Raw genomic sequence first — 19607 nt, forward strand, 5'->3', positions numbered from 1 at the left:
GTGGAGGGCCCGACCGCACGAACCGGCGACGATGGACGGGCAGCCGCAGAAGACTTCCGGCCACAGAGCCCCGGAGCCCCAGGAGCGCCATGACCAACGCCCGCCCGGCCCGTACCCGACCGCCTCAGGAGGGGGCAGGATCCCCCGCCCCGAGCGGCGGCCGCTCCTGGACCCGTCGCGGAACGCGGCTGACCGTCCTGGCCTCGGCCACGGTCCTGTCGCTCACCGCCCTCGTCATACCGGCCCAGGCGGCCGCGCCATCCCTCTCCGGTCCGGCCGGGGTCCAGACGCAGCAGTACGGCCAGCAGCCCCTGGACCGCGCGGCCCTGCGGACATCCCTCGACGCGGTCCGCACGGCCGGCATGTACGGCATCCACTCCTCGGTCCGCAACGGCTCGGCGAGCTGGCGCGGGGCGGCCGGGCTGGCGGACGTCGACACCGGGCGGCCCATGCAGCCGTACTTCGAGCACCGCATCGGCAGCATCACCAAGACCTTCACCGCCGTCGCCGTACTCCAGCAGGTGCAGGCGGGCCGGATCGAGCTCGACGCCCCGGTCGGCCGCTACCTCCCGCGCCTGATGGACGCCGAGCGGGGCCGCACGGTGACCGTACGGATGCTGCTGAACCACACCAGCGGCATCGGGGACTACGTACTGCCCGCCTTCCCCGGCCTGATCGAAGACCCGGGCGGCACCCTGGAGGCCAACCGCCACCGGCACATCGAGCCGCAGGAACTGGCCCGCCTGGGCCTGGCCGTGCAGCCCGCCGCCCCGCGCGGCTCGTTCGCGTACTCCAACACCAACTACATCATCGCGGGGCTGCTGCTGGAGAAGGTCACGGGCCAGGACGCGGAGGCGTACATCACGCGCAACGTCATCCGCAAGGCGGGCCTGAAACACACCTACTTCCCGCGCACGGCCCGCATCGAGGGCCCGCACGCCAAGATGTACGAGTCGATGTACGGGACCATCGACCCCGCCAGGGACTTCAGCGAGTACGACATGTCGTGGGCCGGCACGGCGGGCGCGCTGGTCTCGACGACGGACGACCTGAACGACTTCTACCGCCGGCTCCTGAGCGGCAAGCTCCTGCGCCCGGCCGAACTGCGCGCGATGAAGACGACGGTCCCCGCGTCCGACCCGGCCCCGGACGGCGAACCGCCCTTCCACTACGGCCTGGGCCTCTACTCCCTCCGCATGCCCGACGGCACCACGTACTGGGGCCACGACGGCGGGGTCTTCGGGGCGGGCACGTGGGCCCTGTCGACGGAGGACGGCAAGCGCCAGATGGCGGTGGCCTACAACCTGATGAAATACGAACGCTTCGACGACCAGAACCAGCCCAAGCCGGACCCGATCGGCCCCGCCCTCATCACGTACGTCACCACAGCCCTGAACGCGGGCCACACCCCACCCACCCCCCGCCTCTCCACCCCCCTCCCCACCCCGGACACCCTCCTCTCCCCCCAACAACTCCTCCACTAGCCCGGCCGGCCCCGAACCACCTCGCCATGGCCGACCAGGCCGGCGTTCAGCCGCGGGATGGTTCACTTGCTGGACCGGACGGCATGAGGCCGCACCCGGCAGCCACGCCATAGCCCTCGATGCCGTTCAGGCGACCGGATGAGCCCGGGTCCCGACCAAGACGGGACCCGGGCTCATCCGCCGGACGGAAACCCCGTCCCCAGTGCGTCAGCCGGCAGCTGTCTTCTCGACGCCGTTCATGGCGCAGTCGGCGATCGACGCCAGGATTCCCTTGTCACCACAGGACAGGGCGACTTCGGCCCGCACCAGCTTGACCGGGGAGTAGATCATCGGTGACCAGTAGGTCTCGTTCTCCTTCGCGCCCTCATTGAGCTTGAAGGTGTACGTCTGCGTGTAGCCGGTGTCCTGCACCGCACGCAGCGCCAGCGGGCTGCCGCCGAAGTACCAGCCCCGGGGGTACTGGTGGTAGCGGGCCCAGTTCGTCTTGCAGGTGGGGGAGTAGCGGAGCTCAAGAATCGCTCCGGTGAGCTCCTTGACCGCGATGGTCTTGGCGTCCTCCGCACAGCGAGTGGTACCCGGGTCCATGCCCGAGCAGTAGTCGCCGTAGCAGCCGACATCGGCCTGGGCCTCGCCGGCGAGGACAACGGGTGAAAGGACAGCGGTGATCGCCATGCCAACGGCGGTGAATGATCGACGGATACGCAAGGCTGCTCCTCGTGCTCCAGGCGCCAACGTCCCGAGTGGCGCTCCACAACCACGCTGCACCAGCCGCAACTCCGTTCGCATGTACCGGGTCTGACAAAAAACCGCCCCCAGATTCGTCACCCGGAGAACAGACCATCAAGATCCAAACTGTGGCAATTGCCATGAGGATTGGCGAGGGGCAACATCCGCGTCCGACCACACATCTGGAAGGCGTCGCCACCAGGAAGAACAGAACGATCCCCGGCTTCGAGCACGCAGTTGTCCGACCCGATGCTGCCTTATACCTCACCCGCGGCGTGGCAGCTCCGCTCCCGACCAAGATGGCGGGAAGCCAGCACCTCCCCACCTTCAACAGCTGTGGGACAACCCGAATCAGGGGCTGGTGAGGGGTGAGCGCCGTCCCACCGCGTGCCCTCCGGCGCTCTGCGCGGCGATCATCACCGGCGTGTTCACCCTCTGGCACGCATGAGCGAAGCCCGGCGCACCGCGAGTGCGCTGGGCTCCGCGCCGCTCGCGGTTGGCTCAGGTCCTGTCGCCGGTTGTGTTGTGGTGTACGCGCTGTCGTCGGGGCATCCCGGAGGTTCCATTGTCAGCCCCGGCGGTTACCTTGCAGGTCAGGGCAGAGTTAAGGCGGAGTGGGGGAGCGGTAGTGGTGGTCGAGTTCGTGGAGTCCTGGGACGCGGTGTCGCGGACCGGGGGTCCTGCGCTGTCACGCGAGGAGGCGCGGGCGCGGGATGCCGCCGGGCTTCCGTACGCGGTCGTGTACCGCATGCCGGGTCGCGAAGTCCCTCTCGGGGCGCGGTGGGTGGCGTGGCAGGCGGGGGTCCTGGACAGCTGGGCGTACGACGAACACGGGCGCCGGACCGCTGAGTCCGAGCTGCAGCTGCGAGAGGACGAGGGGCGGCTGCTGATACGGCGCCTGCTCGTGCGGCAGTACCCGGACGCGCAGACGGCGGAGTTCGACGTGCACTGTCCCCGGACCGCGGTGGACGTGTCGGCCGCCGGGACCGCGCGTATCTCGCACCAGCCCGAGGGCATGCGGGGCGCCTCGCTGGAGGGCAAGGTGGCGGTGGCCGAGGAGCACCTGTGGACGGCCCGCCCCCGCTTCGACGACTGGCCGGCGCTGCCGGTCTCGGACACGCTGCCGGGGTGGATCGCCGCCGAGCTGTCCGCTGCGGCGTCCGACTGGCGGCGGGAGCCGTCGCGGCTGCTCGGGTCCATCGACTTCGACCGGCTCTTCCGGCCCGGAACCCGCCTCGCCGACGGGACCGTGCTCGACGCGGTCCCTTGCGGCAGCCTGCGCGTGCCGAGCGGGGTGCTGGCCGTGGCCTGCCCGGTCAGCTGGGACGAGGGGCGGAGGATCACGGTGGCCGTGCCGCCGGGGACGTACCTGGTGAAGGCGGCCCTGGTGGAGGTGGCGGACAGGGGCTATGGGGCGTACGAGGAGGCTGTGGCCGTCCGTCTGCAGATCCGTGACGCCCCCGTGGCGGCCTGGGAGATGGCACTCGGCCCGGGTGACGACACGCTCCGGCTCCAGGCGGGAGAAGCCTTCGGCTTCGGCACGGACGGGGCTACGGGCGCCTTCGGCGACGCCGACGCCTGGCAGGACCTGCGGGACCTGCTGGAGCGGGCGAGCCGGCCGGGTGCCCCCGAGGCCGACCGGCTCACCGACGCCCTGGCGGGCGTACACGTCGACGGAGGCGACCTGGGCGCGGACCTGGCGGCCTTCTACACCGGCGGCGACGGGGTCTACCCGGTCTGGCTGGGCCGTTCCGCGTCGGGGGAGGTCGTCTGCGTCGATGTCGCGACCGCCTTCGACGTGGACCTCGTTTCCTGACGCCGTCGGCCAACCCATGGTCAGGCGGGGGAGGTAGTGAGCGTCGTCGGGACGGACTGCTTGCAGAGCCCTTCCGCAAGCAGTTCCACTTCCACACCGGTGCCCACCAGGCCGATCTCGCTCAGCTCGGCCGCCGTCAGCCGGGCCTCGCCCAGCGACAGCCGGCGTACCTCGCGCAGGGCTCGCAACACGGGGACGAGACTGCTCCCGTTGGAGGCGAGCCGAAGTCGAGCCGCCCCGTGCTGGGCCAGCAGAGCCTGCCGTACTTCTTCGGGGGCCGGCCCCGCGCCCCTCTCGCACCACCCCGTGGCGCATGATCCGCAACATCCTTCGACGCCCCAGCGGAGCTGCCCCCGTTCGATGTACTGGCCGACATCGCGCACCAGCACGTCGCCGCAGGTGGGGCACGGCGAAGTGATCTGCACTCCCTGAGTGGCGGTGATCATTGGCCTGTCTCCCTGCGAAGTCGATCTGTCCGATCCTGCCGTAGGCGTGGTGGTCGGGCGACTGGATTGTCTGAGTGTTCTCCTGAGTCGTTGGCGCGTGAGTACGAAGGCCAGCGGTCTGGCGTTGGGCAGGGAGCCGGCCGGGGCGCCCGGCTGAGGGCGCGGCCGGAGTGGGGATCCGGCCTGCGCCGTCTGCGGGTGGGTCAGACGTTGCCGAGGTCTGAGCTGATCCAGTGTTCCGGGCGCATGTGGATCACGATCTGTTCGCCGTGGTTCTTCCACGCGAAGTCGACGTAGCCCTCGACCTTGTCCGCCGGGAGGTAGCGGGCGGACATTTCCACCAGTTGCTCGCGCGTGGCGGGCACCGTGGAGGTGACCGGGCCTTCCACCGAGACGTAGCGGATGGTCGGGTCCAGGCGGTCCACCAAGAGGGTGAACCGGCCTGCGGCCTTGATCAGTTCGGCCTTGCGGGAGTCGCTGCCGGTCATGATCCAGATGTCGCCGCCGGGTGCGTACTGGTACCAGATGGGGACCGCCAGCGGTGCGCGGTCGCCCTCCCTTCCCGCGTTCACCGCGAGCGCGGCCACGTGGGGTTCGGCGAGAAACTGCTCACGTTCGGTACGGGACAGAGCCACAGCACACTCCTTCGTCAGCGGAACCGAATCCCTGGGCGGGATCCCTCACCCCATGAACCCTGCCCCGTTGCCCCCGCATTCCTCGTCCTCCTCGTACATCCGGTCGTCGCCCGGTCGGTCGAGTGCCGGTTCGGGCGGGAGACAGGCGAGGGTCAGGCCAGAGTCACGGGAAGGGCGGCCAGGCCGTGCGTCAGGCGGGTGCGGCGCCAGGTGAGCGAGTCGGTGGGGAGGGTGAGGCGGATGTCCGGGAAGCGGGTGAGGAGGGCGCGCAGGGCGATTTCGGCCTCCGCGCGGGCCAGTGGGGCGCCCGGGCAGCGGTGGATGCCGTGGCCGAAGGCGAGGTGGGCGGTGGCGTCGCGGTCGAGGTCCAGGCGCTGGGGGTCCGGGAAGGCGGCCGGATCGCGGTTCGCCGCGCCGGGGGCGATCAGCACCGGGAAGCCCGCCGGGATGTCCACGCCGCCCACGCGCAGGTCCTCCGTGCTGTGGCGGAACGTGGCCACGCTCACCGGCGAGTCGAAGCGCAGCAGTTCGTCCAGGGCGCCCGGGATCCGGTCCGGGGCGCGGCGGAGGCGGTCGGAGGCTTCTGGGTGCTGGAGCAGGGCCAGGACGGCGTTGCCGAGGAGGTGGGTGGTGGTCTCATGCCCGGCTACCAGGAGGAGAGCGGCGAGGGAGACGGTCTCGGAGCGGTCCAGTCCGCCCTCCTCGCAGGCGCGCAGGAGGGGGTTGGCGGCCGGGGATGCCGTGTCGAGGAGGTGGGTCAGGTAGTCACCGATCCGGTGGGAGGCGGCGTCGATGCGCGCGGTGTCGGTCGCGTCGAAGAGGTCGTGGGACCAGGCGGCGAGGGCGGTGCGGTCGGGTTCCGGCACCCCCAGGAGCTCGCAGATGACCGTGACAGGGAGCGGAACGGCCAGCTCCGCCACCAGGTCGATCTGCGCGCCCGGCCGCCAGGTCGTCATCAGCTCATCGACCACGTGGGTGATGTACGGCCGGAGCTCGCGCACGCGTCCCGTTGTGAAGAGCGGCGTCGCCACGCGCCGGTGGCGGGTGTGCGCCGGCGGATCGCTCGCCAGCATGTTGCGGGTGAAAGCGGGGTGCAGGGCGCGGTTCGAGGGGCGGTCGGCGAAGAAGCGGACCGTGTCCTTCGACAGCCGCGGGTCCATGAACACCTCCCGGGCCTCCGCGTGACCGGTGATCAGGTACGCGTACTGCCCGCCCGAGCCGGTGGGGACCCGCTGGACGGGGCGGCCCTCGTGCGGGGGGCCCTGCTCCGGTGCGGTCATGAGGCCGTGTCCGTGTGAGCCGGGCTGCGGCGCGCGAGACCGGCGTACGGCCGCTGTCGCGCCCGGCGGAGGGCGGTACGGCGCTCGGGGGACGGCGACGGCGATCTCACACGTCAAGTGAAACACGCGTGGGATGTGGGTCGCGTCCGATCTGTCGTGTGCTGCCGTGTGCTGCCGTGCGGGAGATCAACTACGCCGCTCAGCACGGCTTTTGTCGCGGCACCGGAGAAGCCCGACGGCCCGGGCCGACGTGTCCTCCGGTGCCCGTGAAGGGGAAGAACGGAGCTATGGCGGAACGGTGTTCACCTCGTGGTTCACCTCCTTCGGCGGAGCAGGGCGCGCATGCCGCGGCCAGGTCGACGGCAGCGTCGGCCGGCCCGGGAACGCCCGGGGGGAAGTCAGTGGTTCAGCGGTGAGGAGACGGCGGTCGGGTGCCGACCGCGGGGGCGCAGAGCAGACGCCGGGGGAGTCACCCCATCAGGTGGCGCGTCCGTATCGGACGGCGGAGCTCCAGATTCGCTCCAGGCGCACGCGGGTGCCGGGGCGCGGGGCGTGCCAGATCTTGTCGTGGCCCGCGTAGATGCCGACGTGCGACATGGTGGCACCGCTGGGGAAGAAGACCAGGTCACCGGCGGTGCGGTCGGACTCGGGGATATGCGTCGTCTGTTTGTACTGCTGCTCGGCGGTGCGGGGTAGCCGTTTGCCGGCCTTCTTGAACGCGTAGAGCGTCAGCCCCGAGCAGTCGAAGCGTCTGGGTCCCGTGGCGCCGTACGCGTACGGCGAGCCCTGTTTGGAAGCCGCCACCTCGACGGCTTTGGCCCCATACGACGGGGCGGCGTGGGCTGGGGATTCAGGGCCGGTCAGGGCGCCGGCCGCCAGGAGCAGCATGAAGAAGATGGTGCGTGCTCTGGGGCAAGGGCTCAGAGGAAGGGCCCCCTTGGGGGCCTCTCGGAAGTCGGTCCTGCTGCAGGACATCGTGATACCTCCGCAATCGGGTTGGCAGGCGACGGTTCAGCTCAGTGGCCTGGGTCCTGTTCTCGGTGGCATGCGTCGTTGCTCTGACGGCGGACCAGTTTTCTCTGACGTTCTGCGCCCGGCCGCATCGGACACGGTCTGATTTGTCCCGATTTTACGTTCGATTAGAGATCATGGGACGGGATGATCATGGCATCGACACGCGCGGGATTTCTGACGCGGCGTGAATGTGCGGATCACCGCCCGGCGGCTCGGAGCGGCGGTGAGCGGAGGCCGCGCGGGGGTGGCGAGGCGGGCGCGGAGCGCTCGTAGGCCCGTCTCGTACGGGCGGCCTGGCAGACCGAAGAAACCCCTCAACCACCAACCGCACAAGGTCCGTTAGGGGCCACCCGTCACCGGTTGTGGGACCGGTACGCGCGCATCGCCAGCGGCATGAAGACCACCGTGATGCCCGCCGCCCAGATCAACGACCAGACCACGGAGGACCCGACCGGCGTGCCGAGCAGCAGCGCGCGGAAGGCATCGGACAGATGTGTGACCGGGTTGACGTTCACCCATGCCTGGAGCCATCCCGGCATCGTGTCGACCTGAGCGAAGGCGCTGCTCGTGAACGTCAGCGGGAAGATGAACGTGAACGCGAAGACCTGTACCTTTTCCGGGTCCCCGGCCAGCATCCCGATCAGCACCGCCGTCCACGAGACGGCCGCCGCGAAGATCAGCAGCAGTGCCGTCGCGCCGAGGAACCCGGCGGCGCTCCCGGTCAGCTGGAAGCCCAGCACCGTGCCCAGCGCGATCATCAGCAGCATGGCCCAGAGCTGTTTCGCCAGGTCGGCCGTGATGCGGCCGAAGAGCGGGGCCGAGCGCGCGATCGGCAGGCTGCGCAGCCGGTCGAAGACGCCCTTCGTCAGGTCCGTGTTCAGCGCCATGGCGGTGTACGTGCTCATGAACAGCGTGTTCTGCACGATGATGCCCGCCAGCGCGTACTGGAGGTACGCCTGCGGGGAGCCCGCCATCTGCCCGCCGAAGACATACGTGAACAGGAACACGAACATGATCGGCGTGATGCTGTAGTCGACCAGCTCCAAGGGGTTGTGCTTCACCGAGACCAGACTCCGCCACGCCATGGTCGCGGTCTGTCGCAGGGCCGCCGTCGGCCGGACCCGGCCGCCGCGCCCCATGCCGTCGGTGAGGGTGGCTTCGGCGCCGGTCATGACGGGCTCCGTGTCTGCGCGTACCGGTCGTCCGGATCGGTGTCCCCGGCCGGAGCCGGGGCCGCGGCCGGATCGGGATCCGCCGTCTCCCCGCCCGCGGCCGCCGCAGTCTGCGGTTCCGCGCGGTGGCCGGTCAGGGCGATGAACACCTCGTCCAGCGAGGAGCGCCGCAGGGTCAGCTCCCCGACGGCGATTCCCGCCTGGTCGAGCCGCCGTACGACCCGGGGCATGAGCGCCGGATCGTTGACGGGAGCCAGGATCCCGTCGCCCTCGGTCGCGGTCTGCGGACCCGCCTCCTCCGCCACGAGCGCGTGCGCCGCGGCCAGATCCGCCGCTCGCACCGGCTGGAGGTACAGCACCTGGCCGCCGACCTGTGCTTTCAGCTCGTCCGGGGTGCCGTCGGCGATCACCCGCCCGTTGTCGATCACCACGATGCTGTCGGCGAGTCGGTCCGCCTCGTCCAGATACTGCGTGGTCAGCAGGGTGGTCATCCCCTCGGCCACCAGCCCCCGCAGCATGTCCCACACCTCGCCGCGGCTGTGCGGATCGAGGCCGGTGGTCGGTTCGTCCAGGAAGAGCACCTGCGGCCGCCCCACCAGGCTGGCGGCGAGGTCCAGCCGCCGCCGCATACCGCCCGAGTACGTCTTCACGGCCCGGCCGGCCGCGTACGCCAGATGGAAGCGGTCCAGCAGCTCGGTGGAGCGGGCCCGGGCGGCGCCGCGCGGCATACCGAGCAGACGGCCGATCATCAGCAGGTTCTCCGTGCCGGTCATGTTCTCGTCGACCGCCGCGTACTGCCCGGTCAGCCCGATGAGCGAGCGGACCCGCCCGGCATCGCGCACCACGTCGTACCCGCCGACCTCCGCACGGCCCCCGTCCGGACGCAGGAGCGTGGCGAAGATCCGCACCGCGGTCGTCTTCCCCGCGCCGTTGGGGCCGAGCAGACCCAGCACGGTGCCCGCGGGCACCTCCAGATCGACCCCGTCGAGCGCGCGGGTCTCCTTGAACCGCTTGGCCAGGCCCTCGGCCCGGATCGCGTACGTCACGGGATCACCTCGCTCCGCCGTGGAATCGGCATCCCCTCCACTGTGACGCATACCACTGACAGTCGGCCCGCGCGGGAGTCCGCGCAGGTCAGCGCGTACCGGCCCCCGGCCCCTCCCGCTCCGCCTCCGCCCTGCCCCCGATGTGCTGAAACGATGCCCCGGTACGCGTCGGCCCCGCGCCCAGCGGGCACGCAGCACGGGTGACCCCGACCGACCTGCTCCCGGCGCCCCCGCCGCGCGCCGCCGCCCGCCGGGCCCTCGTCGCCGGCTCGGCCGGCAACCTCGTCGAGTGGTACGAGTTCGGCGTCTACGGCTGCTTCGCCACCGTCATCGCCGCCCACTTCTTCACCCCGCCGCACGCCGCCACCGGATCCGCAGCCGGAGCCGGGCCCGTCACCGCCGGCGCCGAAGCCCTGGTCGCCACCTACGCCTCCTTCGCCCTCGCCTTCTTCTTCCGCCCCGTCGGCGCGCTGCTCTTCGGCCGGCTCGGCGACCGCCTCGGCCGCCGCCCCACCCTCGTCCTCGTCATCGGCCTGATGACCCTCGCCACGACCCTGATCGGCCTCCTCCCCACCCGCGCCGACCTCGGCGCCGCGGCCCCCTGGCTCCTCACCCTCCTGCGCGCCCTGCAAGGGCTCTCCGCGGGCGGGGAGTTCGGCGGTGCGGTCGCGCTGATGACGGAGTACGCGCCACCCGGCCGCCGGGGTCTGTACGGTGCGTGGCAGTCCTTCACCGTCGCCCTCGGCCTGCTGTCGGGCGCCGGTACGGCGGCCGCGCTGGCGACGCTCCTGCCCGCGCAGGCCCTGTACGCGTGGGGGTGGCGTATCCCCTTCCTGCTCGCCCTGCCGCTGGGCCTGGCCGTGCTGTGGCTCCGTACCGCGCTGGAGGAACCGCCGGGCGCGCCGCACGAGCCGCCGCACGGGCCGCTGCCGGCCAAACCACCGCCGCACGAACCACCGCCGCACAAGCCCCTCTCCGCCCCGCGCCCGGGACGCGGCGTCCCCGCCCGCGCCATCGTCCTCGGCATCGGCCGGATCATGGGCTGGTCGGCCGCCGGCTACACCTTCCTCGTCGTCCTGCCCTCCTACCTCCAGGCCACCCTCGGTGCCTCCTTCCGCGAGGCACTGCTCGCCACCGCCCTCGCCAATCTCGGCTTCGCCGCCACGATCCTGCCCGCCGGCCTGCTCAGCGACCGCCTCGGCCGCCGCCCGGTCATGCTCTGCGGCGCCCTCGGGGTCGCCGTCCTCGCCCTCCCGCTCCTGCGCCTGCTCCAGTCGCCCGAGGCGTCGGCTCCGGCGCGCGCGGGCGCCGTACTGGCCGCGGGCGCGCTGGTCGGCCTGCTGGCCGGACCGGGTCCGGCAATGCTCGCGGAGATGTTCCCGCGCCGGGTCCGCTGCACCGCGCTCGGGCTCTCGTACGCCCTCGCCAACGCGGTGTTCTCGGGCTGCGCGGGACTCGTCGTCACCGCGCTCGTCGCCGCGACCGGTGACACCGCCGTGCCCGCCTACTACGCCGCCGGCGCCTGCGCCCTCAGCTCCCTCGCCCTGCTGACCCTGCGCCCGACCGACCACCTGGAGCCCCTGCGATGAGAGTGATCGGCCTGATGTCCGGGACCTCGTACGACGCCATGGACGCGGCCGCCTGCGATCTGGAGCTGTACGAGGACGAGGACGAGGGCGCGGCGGAGCCCCGGCTGGCCCTCACCCCGCTCGGCATGGTCAGCGAGCCGTACCCGCCCGAGCTGCGCGCGGCCCTCGCGGAGGCCCTGCCTCCGGCGGCCACCACGCTCGCGGAGGTCTGCCGCCTCGACACCGGCATCGGCCGCGCCTTCGCCCGGCTCGCCGTCCGGGCCGACCGCGAACTGTGCGCGGGTCGGGCCGATTTGATCGCCTCGCACGGCCAGACCGTGTACCACTGGGCGGCCGGCGGGAACGTATACGGCACGCTCCAGATCGGTGAGCCCGCCTGGATCGCGGAAGCCACCGGCCGGCCGGTCGTCTCGGGCTTCCGGACGCGGGACGTCGCCGCGGGTGGGCAGGGTGCGCCGCTGGTCAGCCTGGTCGACCTCATGCTGCTGCGCGGGCGGCCCGGGGTGCCGGCCGCCCTGAACATCGGCGGCATCGCCAACGCCACCGTGGTCCCGCGCACGGGTGAGCCCGTCGCCTTCGACACCGGGCCGGGCAACGCGCTGATCGACGCCGCCGTGCGCCGACTCGGCGGCGGGCGGCTCACGTGCGACGAGGACGGCGCGCTCGCCGCGGCCGGACAGGTGCACGAGGGCCTGCTCGCCCGGCTGCTCGCGGACCCCTACTACCGGCTGCCCGCACCGCGCACCACGGGCAAGGAGCTGTTCCACGCCGGGTACCTGGACTCCCGGCTGGCGGGCTTCGAGCCGCTGCCGCCGCAGGACCTGATCGCCACGCTCACGCGGCTCACCGCCCGCACCGTGGCCGACGCGCTGCGGCCGCTGGGGGCCACGGAGGTGTTCGCCTCGGGCGGCGGGGTGCGCAACCCGACGCTGATGGGGATGCTGCGGGCCGAGCTGGGCCGTACGGTGCTGCGGAGCTCGGCGGAACTGGGGCTGCCCGCCGCCGCGAAGGAGGCTTACGCGTTCGCCGTACTCGGCCACCTCACCCTGCACGGCCTCCCCGGCAACGCCCCGGCCTGCACCGGAGCCGCGGGCCCGCGCGTCCTCGGCGCGATCACTCCGGGGAACCGCCCCCTCCGCCTCCCCGCCACGCCGGTCACCGCCCCTCGCGCGCTGACGGTGCGGCCGGCTCCGGAGGGCGTGACCGCGAGCCCGGCGCACGCCGAGGGCCCCTGAGGCGGAAAGAGCAGACGTGAAGCGCGGGGACCGCTCCCCAGAACGGTCCCCGCGCGGGTCGGAATGGCTGCCGTGCGTCAGAGGATTTCGATGGAGTTTACCTTCGGCGGGCGGTTCGGGAAGGAGATGTCCGTCCAGCGGTTGATCCGGACCGAGTCGCCGTTGGCGTCGTAGTAGATCAGGTCGTTGTTGCCGGTGGAGATCCGGTCGACCCACCAGCCGCCGAATCCGGTCCGGCCCCGGTTCGCGTAGCAGTCCACGCTCTGGCTGCCGCCGCTGTGGGACCAGATCTTGAGGAAGTTCTCACCGCCCCGGCATTCGACGTGGTCGATGGCGAAGGCGTTGCCGGGGACGGACAGGGTCAGGGCCGCCGCCGCGGCGAATGTCACGGCGGCCGAGCGGAGGAGCCTCTTCGACTTCATGGGCACGATCTCTCCTTCACGGAAATCGAGCGGGAAGAGGGGGCCTCGTACCTGCGGGCACGCAGGCCACCCACACCGCGACAGGCGATCCAGCAGCCTTCGCGGTTGCACATCGAGGCTCCCGCAAAGCAGGTGTGCACTGCAATGAACTGCGCCCGGCCCGGCTGAAATTCGCACCTTGTTGTCCCGATTCGGACCTCTGGTCATCAGTTGAAACGTTTGAGCAACTTAGGGCTTTCGGTCGTACGTGCGGACAGGCGGGGCAGGCCACCGTGCTCCGGCCGTTCTGTGGCGCTCCGGCGGAGTTCGTCGCGATCATGTCACTGATCTGCGACAGCGTTGTCCGGGAACGGGGACATCGTTTGGCCCACCCCCCGAAGCCCCCGCATAGTGATCATGCAGCACCGAGGGCCGCACCCGTACGGCCATGACCACTCACCGCAAAAGGGGATTCACCTCATGTCTGGCAACCGTCGTAAGACCTTCCTCGTCACCTCGGCCCTCATCGGCGGAGCCATGCTGATGACGGCGTGCCAGGACACCGACGGCGCGCAGGGCGCCCCCGCCCCGCAGGGCTCCTCCTCCGCCACGGCGTCCGCCGGAGCGGCCACGCCGCCCGCCGCGCCGGCGTCCACCGCGAGCGCGGGCAAGGGGGACAAGAACAGCGGAGGGGACCAGAAGGGGACCGGGCAGGCGTGCCGGGCCAACGACATCGCCTGGAGCACCAAGTCCGAGACCCAGGCCGGCGGCTACATTCTCGTCGTCGCGAAGGCGAAGCCGGGCATCACCTGCGCGCTGCCCGCCGCTCACCTGACGGTGGCGTTCGGATCCGACGGTACGGAGGCCGGGCCCGCCGAGCAGTCCACCGGCAAGCCGATCACGCTCTCCGGCGGCACCACCGCCTACGCCGGGGTGAACCCGAAGAGCACCAACACCGACGGCGGCAAGGAGCTGGAGAGCATCATCGTCGCCATCGGCAACAACGACCCCGACCCGGTCTCCCTGCCCGTGGGCACCATCACCGTGGACAAGCCGGTCGTCACCAACTGGCACACCTCGCCGAAGGACGCCGTCCCCTTCAAGTGAGCCGCCCGGCTCCCGGGCTCACCGCACAGGCCGGCCTCCCGGGCTCACCGCTCGTGCTGACCGCCCGGGCTCACCCGCTCAGGCGTCCGTGTTCCAGTCCAGGCGCAGCACCGCCACGTCGTCGTTGTGGCGGCCGTCGTTGAGGGCGCGGGCCTCCTTTATCAGCAGGTCGACCTGCGTGGCCGGATCCGCCGGGGGAAGGTTCCGCGCCAGTGCGAGGAGTCCGTCCGTGCCCAGGCGCGCGTTGCCGGTGGGCCCGGAGTGGCCCTCCGTGAGGCCGTCCGTGTACAGGGTGAGGGTGCCCTCCGCCGGCAGCGGGACGGTCGTGGGCCGCCAGGTGCCGCCGGGGGCGATGCCGAGCGCGATACCGCCCGCCGCCTCGACCTCCCGCGTGCTGCCCGCCTCGGTGAGCAGCGGTGCGTAATGCCCGGCCCGCAGCAGGGTGGCCGTACGGTCCTCGAGGTCCAGGGTGAGCAGGACGCAGGTGGCGAAGAGGAATTCCTCGCCGCGCTCCGCGACCAGGAGGCTGTCGAGCAGCCGCATCACCTCGCCGCCGCGGTGCCCGCCCAGGATGAGCGTGCGCCAGGCGATGCGCAGGCAGACCCCGAGCGCGGCCGCGTCGGGCCCGTGGCCGGCGACGTCACCGACGACGGCGTGCAGGAGGCCGTCGTCCGTCTCCACCGCGTCCAGGAAGTCCCCGCCGAGCAGGGCCTGTTCCCGGCCCGGCAGGTAGCGGGTCGTGATGCTGACGGCCGTGGTGCGCAGCAGCGGCTGGGGGAGCAGCCCGCGCTCCAGGCGGGCGTTCTCCTGGGCGCGCAGGGACGCCGCCTGCGCCTGCGCGCCGGCCCGCTCGGCGGCGGCGCGGTAGACCGCGTACCGGATGGTGCGGCGCAGGGTGTCGGCCTCGACCTTGCCCTTGACCAGGTAGTCCTGCGCACCCGCCGACATGGCCTGGGTGCCCGCCTGGGTCTCCGCCAGCCCGGTGAGGACCACCACGGCCGTGTGGGGGACCAGGGCGCGGACCGTGGTGACGGCCGGGATGCCGCTGAGGTCCGGCAGGTTCAGGTCCAGCAGGATGCAGTCGGGCGGATCCTCGGTCAGCGCGAGCCGCTGCCGGGCCGCGTCGAAGGTACGGGCCACGGACAGCTCGTGGCGCAGCCCCGTGTCGTGCAGCAGCTCCTCGACCAGGACGGCGTCGCCGTCGTCGTCCTCGATGAGCAGGATCCGGTACAGCGGCTCGTCAGGGCCCTCCGCCCCGGCGGCGGACGGGGAGGTCACGGGGTGCGCTCCGGGGCGGGCGCGACGGCGGCGGGCTCGTCCTCCGCGGGCGCGTCGGACACGGTCTCGGTCCGGTCGGCGAGGGTGAAGACGATGCGGGTGCCGTCGGTGTGCCCGTTGTCGATGCCGATGTGCCCGCCGTGGAACTCGACGATCTTCTTGCACATGGCCAGGCCGATGCCCGTACCGCTGTACGCGTCCTTGGTGTGCAGGCGCTGGAAGATCACGAAGACCTTCTCCGCGTACTCGGCCGAGATCCCGATGCCGTTGTCGGTGACGGTGAACCGCCACAGCTCGCCCTCCCGCTCGGCCCCGATGTGGATGCGCGGCGGCAGACCGGGGCGGCGGAACTTCACGGCGTTGCCGATCAGGTTCTGCCAGAGCATGCCCATCTGCGTGGGGTCGGCGGTCAGGGTCGGCAGCGGCTCGTGCGTGATCTCCGCCCCCGCCTCCTCGATGCCCACGCTGAGCGAGGCCAGCGTCTGGTCGACGACCTTGTCCAGGTCCACCGGGGTGTGCTTGGCGTGCACGCGGCCCACCCGGGAGAAGTCCAGCAGGTCGTTGATGAGCACCTGCATACGGTTGGCCCCGTCGACCGCGAACGCGATGTACTGGTCCGCCTTCTCGTCCAGCTGGGAGCCGTAGCGCCGCTGGAGCAGCTGCGTGAAGCTGGACACCTTCCGCAGCGGCTCCTGGAGGTCGTGGGAGGCCACGTACGCGAACTGCTCCAGCTCGGCGTTGGACCGGCGCAGGTCGGCGGCCTGCGCGTCGAGCCGGACCCGGGCCTGCTCGGTGAAGGCCAGCTCCGACAGCAGCCGCTGCCGCATGGACTCGATCTCCGCCCCCAGCTGCCGCAGGTCGGCGGGCCCGCTCGGGGTGATGGTGTGCTCGAACTCGCCGCCGGCGACCCGGCGGGCGTCCCCGGCGAGCCGGCCCAGCGGCGTCGTGACGCCCCGGCGCAGACCCTCGAAGACGAGCACGGCCAGCGCCAGGATGACCAGGGAGATCGCGGCGAAGACGGCATTGCGCAGGCGCATCGTCTCGAACAGATCGGCCCGGGCATCGGCCCGGGCGGTCCGCAGCGCCTCCTGCTGGGCCGCCATCGCCGTACGCAGCTCGTCGAACCGCGCCTTGGCCGGCCCGGACCTGGTGGCCCCCAGTTCCTGCGCCTGGGCGGGCGGGGCGGCGGCCAGCGGCCGGGCGATCTCCTCCTGCCAGGCCGTGATCGCCTCCTGTACGGCCGCCAGGTCGCGCAGGCCGTCCGAGTCCCCGGCCAGCAGCTCTGTGAGCGAACTCACGGACCGGTCCTGCTCGGCGATGCCCTGCCGATAGGGCTCCAGGAACTCCGGCACCCCCGTCAGTCCGTAGCCGCGGATACCGGTCTCCTGGTTCAGGAGGGCCGACTCCAGGCGGATCGACGTCGTCAGCGCCGGGGATCTCACGTCCACCAGCTGCTCGGACAGTTGCGTGGTGCGTCCCAGCACCCAGGCGCCCGTGATCCCCAGGAGGGTCAGGACCACCAGTGACACGGCCACGCCGGTCTGCAGCCATCGCCGCGTCGTCCATCCGGACAGAACCGGCGTCTTTCCGACGCTCATCCCTCGTGCCTCCCCAGTGATGCCCGCCCGAAGCGGGCAGCAGCGTGCCTACTGTAAAGCCGGAGGCGACAACGCTTGTTGTCGAGGGGGTGGTCTGCCGCCTAGAGTTGGTGACCATGCCGGGTACCCACCTTCAACCACCGCACCAGCGGCACGTCCCCGCCGTGGCCGAAGCCGCGGTCAACGACCTGGCCCGGCGTATCACCCGTCAGATCATGACCGCCGCGCCCCCCGGGCGCGCCGAGGACGACGAGACGGACGGCGCCAGGCACTACTCCCTGACCCTGCTCCACGTCCTGGACCAGGTACGGCTCGCGGCCGAGCGCCTGCAGTACGACGCCGCCGCCGGCGCCGCCCGCGCCGGAGCCGGTTACCCCCAGCTGGGCGAAGCATGCGCGATCACCCGCCAGGGTGCGCGCCGGCGCTGGCCCGGCCTGTTCGATCACGCCCACGAGATGCCCACGGAGCCCCCGATGATGACCGCTTCCCGCCCCTTCGACGTTCTGCTCGTCGAGGACGACGAGGCCGACGCCATGCTCATCGAAGAGGCCCTGTCCGAGCGCGGAGCCCGGAACTTCGCCCGGGCCACCGACGGACTGGCCGCACTGGAGCACCTGCGCGACCCGCACACCCCGGTGCCCGACCTGATCGTCCTGGACCTGAACATGCCGCGCATGAACGGCCGCGACCTGCTCCAGGTGCTCAAGAACGACGCGGCCCTGCAGACGATCCCGGTCGTGGTCCTGACCACCTCGGCCGCCCCGGAGGACGTCTCCGGCGCCTACCAGCGGCACGCCAACGCGTACGTGACCAAGCCGGTGAACCTGGACGAGTTCGAGGACGCGGTCCGCTCCATCGACGCGTTCTACCGCGACACCGCGACCCGGCTGCCCCGCTCCTGACGGAAGACGGCCCGGGCCGAGGACGCGGCGGCCGGTCAGAGGTGACCGGTCAGGGGTGACCGGTCACGGCGGACCGGTCACGGGGGACCGGCCACCGGGGCGCCGGTCACGCGGGCGGCGCCGCCTCCGGAGCCGCCTCCGGAGCGGAGCCGTCCAGCGCGAAGGTGGCCGTGATGGTCTTCCCGTCCGGACGCACCTCGACCCGCGTACTGTCCGCGAGCCGGTTGACCAGCAGCCAGCCGAAGCCGCCGGGCGCCTGGGGCGCCCACGGCTGGGGCCGCGGCGGCTCCGGTGAGGCGTCGGACACCGCGATGCTGACCGCGCTGCCGCCCCCGCTCCCGCTGTCGGCGCCGGTCACCCGGAAACCGGTGACCCCGCCCGCGTGCCGCCGCGCGTTGGAGACCAGCTCGGTCACCACCGTCAGCACGTCATCGATGATGTCCCCGGCCGCACCCAGCCCCGCCAGGACCTTGTGGGCCTCCTCCCGAAGTTCCGCACAACTGGCTTCCACATGGCGATGATTCGATCGCGTCGCATCGTCCGAAGGATCCCCTTCCACGCAGGCCCGCCCCGCCTTCCCTGTCTCCCCATCAGCACCCACCGCTGCAGCGGCGTTCACATCCTGCCAGCAGACCGTTCACAACCGTGCTGTTGACCTGGACGCACCAAGACAGTACTTACGACCTCCGACAGCCCGCCCCGGTTGCAGCCGTCAGCCGTCCGGCTTACCGGCCGGGGGACGTCGGCCGGCCGGGACGGTCGATCCGGTAGACGAAGTGTGCCCGGTCGTCCACCGGATTGTCCGGGTCCAGGGAGGCTTCGCCCCACCGGTGCAGCCCGGCCCGCTCCAGCATGCGCCACGACGCCCGGTTGGCGGAGTGGACGGGGACGATGACGCAGCCGGCGTCCGGGTGGTCCGTCCAGGTCGCGGCGACGACGGCGGCGGTGATCCGGGTGCCGAGCCCGCGGCCGGTGAGCCCCGGGTCGCCGATCAGGTAGTCGATGCTCACGGCCCCGGCGGGCACCTCGACGCCCGCGTCGGCCAGCTCCTCGATGTACTCGGGGTAGTCCGCGAACCGGCACCGCTGGACCAGCCCCACCGGCGTCCCGTCGAGCGAGACCAGCAGATCCTCGGACGGCTCCTCACCGCGGGCCGCCGGACCGAAGTCGCGGGCGATGTCCTCGGGCGCGGTCTCGTGGTTCCACCAGCGCGCCACATGCGGCTGGAGCAGCCACGCCCGCAGCAGCGGGAAGTCGGACTCGGTGACTCTGCGCCATGTGATCATCGAAAACCTTGCGGGTGCGCGGCGGGTGTCCCCTTGGTTGTCGCAGACTTCCGCCCCCGCGTCACCACCTTTTCCCCGTACGGCCCCCGCCGGGCCCGCTCCGCCGCGCGCGGCACAGTGCGTAGCCGCAGGATGTGCCGTGACGCACGGTGTGCGACGAAAGCTATGCGAAAGGGTCAGCTGTGAGTGAATTCGACATCTGGGTCTACCGTCCGGACACGGGATACCAGCAGGGCACCGACATCGTGGGCTACAAGGTCGAGGCCACGGACGGCAGCATCGGGAAGATCAGCAAGCACTCCGAGGAGGTCGGCGCCTCCTATCTGGTCGTCGACACCGGCATGTGGATCTTCGGCAAGCACGTGCTGCTGCCCGCCGGGACCATCCGGCTGATCGACATGATCGAGGAGAAGGTCTACGTCGACCGGACGAAGGACCAGATCAAGGACGCCCCCGAGTTCGACGAGGCCAAGCACGCCGGTGAGGCGTCCTACCTGGAGCAGTTCGGCCAGTACTACGGCCAGCCGCAGCCCCGGACGCCCCGCAGCCGACGCTGGCCTCGCTGGACGGCCTGCTGGCCAATGTGCGGGAG

The 19607-nt window shown here is 71.8% G+C and carries 19 protein-coding genes; 7 read left to right on the forward strand and 12 right to left on the reverse strand.

Annotated features, from left to right (window positions below):
• Window positions 1–89 precede the first annotated feature (89 nt).
• Entirely contained in the window at window positions 90–1484 is a 1395-nt protein-coding gene (locus tag ABZ873_RS20025) for a serine hydrolase domain-containing protein (protein WP_360873519.1), read from the forward strand.
• A 207-nt stretch (window positions 1485–1691) separates the two neighbouring features.
• On the opposite strand, the gene ABZ873_RS20030 is transcribed toward ABZ873_RS20025, so the two are convergent.
• Window positions 1692–2156 carry a DUF2690 domain-containing protein gene (locus ABZ873_RS20030; protein WP_360873522.1) on the reverse strand — a complete coding sequence of 155 codons (465 nt, stop codon included), beginning with the start codon at window positions 2154–2156 and terminating at the stop codon, window positions 1692–1694.
• A 685-nt stretch (window positions 2157–2841) separates the two neighbouring features.
• On the opposite strand from ABZ873_RS20030, the gene ABZ873_RS20035 reads away from it, so the two are divergent.
• The gene (locus ABZ873_RS20035) at window positions 2842–4026 is read left to right on the forward strand and encodes a DUF4241 domain-containing protein (RefSeq protein ID WP_360873525.1); all 1185 of its coding nucleotides are present in this window, start codon (window positions 2842–2844) and stop codon (window positions 4024–4026) included.
• Window positions 4027–4046: 20 nt separating this feature from the next.
• Here the strand turns inward: ABZ873_RS20035 and ABZ873_RS20040 are convergent, their stop codons facing one another.
• The 6 genes from ABZ873_RS20040 to ABZ873_RS20065 form a co-directional block, all read right to left on the reverse strand.
• The gene (locus ABZ873_RS20040; RefSeq protein WP_360873528.1) at window positions 4047–4472 is read right to left on the reverse strand and encodes a hypothetical protein; all 426 of its coding nucleotides are present in this window, start codon (window positions 4470–4472) and stop codon (window positions 4047–4049) included.
• A 203-nt stretch (window positions 4473–4675) separates the two neighbouring features.
• Window positions 4676–5107, reverse strand: coding sequence for a pyridoxamine 5'-phosphate oxidase family protein (locus ABZ873_RS20045; protein ID WP_360873531.1), 432 nt, complete (start codon window positions 5105–5107; stop codon window positions 4676–4678).
• Window positions 5108–5259: 152 nt separating this feature from the next.
• A complete protein-coding gene (locus ABZ873_RS20050; protein ID WP_360873534.1) occupies window positions 5260–6387 on the reverse strand; it encodes a cytochrome P450 in 1128 nt (375 codons plus the stop codon).
• 477 nt (window positions 6388–6864) lie between these two features.
• Window positions 6865–7275, reverse strand: coding sequence for a C40 family peptidase (locus ABZ873_RS20055; protein ID WP_360873537.1), 411 nt, complete (start codon window positions 7273–7275; stop codon window positions 6865–6867).
• Window positions 7276–7754: 479 nt separating this feature from the next.
• Complete coding sequence (locus tag ABZ873_RS20060; RefSeq protein WP_360873540.1) at window positions 7755–8573, reverse strand: ABC transporter permease; 819 nt, start codon at window positions 8571–8573, stop codon at window positions 7755–7757.
• Window positions 8570–9619, reverse strand: coding sequence for an ATP-binding cassette domain-containing protein (locus ABZ873_RS20065; protein ID WP_360873543.1), 1050 nt, complete (start codon window positions 9617–9619; stop codon window positions 8570–8572). The genes ABZ873_RS20060 and ABZ873_RS20065 overlap by 4 nt, the downstream gene beginning before the upstream one ends.
• Window positions 9620–9819: 200 nt before the next feature.
• On the opposite strand from ABZ873_RS20065, the gene ABZ873_RS20070 reads away from it, so the two are divergent.
• Entirely contained in the window at window positions 9820–11208 is a 1389-nt protein-coding gene (locus ABZ873_RS20070; protein ID WP_360873546.1) for an MFS transporter, read from the forward strand.
• A complete protein-coding gene (locus tag ABZ873_RS20075; RefSeq protein WP_360873549.1) occupies window positions 11205–12443 on the forward strand; it encodes an anhydro-N-acetylmuramic acid kinase in 1239 nt (412 codons plus the stop codon). The genes ABZ873_RS20070 and ABZ873_RS20075 overlap by 4 nt, the downstream gene beginning before the upstream one ends.
• 77 nt (window positions 12444–12520) lie before the next feature.
• Here the strand turns inward: ABZ873_RS20075 and ABZ873_RS20080 are convergent, their stop codons facing one another.
• Window positions 12521–12871, reverse strand: a complete 351-nt coding sequence (locus ABZ873_RS20080) for a beta/gamma crystallin domain-containing protein (protein WP_360873552.1) — start codon at window positions 12869–12871, stop codon at window positions 12521–12523.
• A gap of 453 nt (window positions 12872–13324) precedes the next feature.
• Between ABZ873_RS20080 and ABZ873_RS20085 the strand changes: the two genes are divergently transcribed.
• A complete protein-coding gene (locus tag ABZ873_RS20085; RefSeq protein WP_360873555.1) occupies window positions 13325–13951 on the forward strand; it encodes a DUF4232 domain-containing protein in 627 nt (208 codons plus the stop codon).
• A 78-nt stretch (window positions 13952–14029) separates the two neighbouring features.
• Here the strand turns inward: ABZ873_RS20085 and ABZ873_RS20090 are convergent, their stop codons facing one another.
• Together ABZ873_RS20090 and ABZ873_RS20095 are read right to left on the reverse strand one after the other, a co-directional pair.
• Window positions 14030–15229: a SpoIIE family protein phosphatase gene (locus tag ABZ873_RS20090; protein ID WP_360873558.1), complete on the reverse strand. Its 1200-nt coding sequence runs from the start codon at window positions 15227–15229 to the stop codon at window positions 14030–14032.
• On the reverse strand, window positions 15226–16827 hold the full coding sequence (locus ABZ873_RS20095; RefSeq protein WP_360873560.1) for a CHASE3 domain-containing protein: 1602 nt from the start codon (window positions 16825–16827) through the stop codon (window positions 15226–15228). The genes ABZ873_RS20090 and ABZ873_RS20095 overlap by 4 nt, the downstream gene beginning before the upstream one ends.
• Window positions 16828–16943: 116 nt before the next feature.
• Between ABZ873_RS20095 and ABZ873_RS20100 the strand changes: the two genes are divergently transcribed.
• Window positions 16944–17729 carry a response regulator gene (locus ABZ873_RS20100; protein ID WP_360873563.1) on the forward strand — a complete coding sequence of 262 codons (786 nt, stop codon included), beginning with the start codon at window positions 16944–16946 and terminating at the stop codon, window positions 17727–17729.
• A 106-nt stretch (window positions 17730–17835) separates the two neighbouring features.
• Here ABZ873_RS20100 and ABZ873_RS20105 read toward each other — a convergent pair whose 3' ends face one another.
• Together ABZ873_RS20105 and ABZ873_RS20110 are read right to left on the reverse strand one after the other, a co-directional pair.
• The gene (locus tag ABZ873_RS20105; RefSeq protein WP_360873566.1) at window positions 17836–18240 is read right to left on the reverse strand and encodes an ATP-binding protein; all 405 of its coding nucleotides are present in this window, start codon (window positions 18238–18240) and stop codon (window positions 17836–17838) included.
• A gap of 214 nt (window positions 18241–18454) precedes the next feature.
• Window positions 18455–19015: a GNAT family N-acetyltransferase gene (locus ABZ873_RS20110; RefSeq protein WP_360873569.1), complete on the reverse strand. Its 561-nt coding sequence runs from the start codon at window positions 19013–19015 to the stop codon at window positions 18455–18457.
• Between the two features lie 182 nt (window positions 19016–19197).
• Between ABZ873_RS20110 and ABZ873_RS20115 the strand changes: the two genes are divergently transcribed.
• Window positions 19198–19607, forward strand: a 410-nt coding sequence (locus ABZ873_RS20115; RefSeq protein ID WP_360873572.1) for a PRC-barrel domain-containing protein, incomplete at its 3' end; no start/stop codon positions are given.

This window comes from Streptomyces sp. NPDC047014 (assembly GCF_040644195.1).
Taxonomy (GTDB): Bacteria; Actinomycetota; Actinomycetes; order Streptomycetales; family Streptomycetaceae; genus Streptomyces.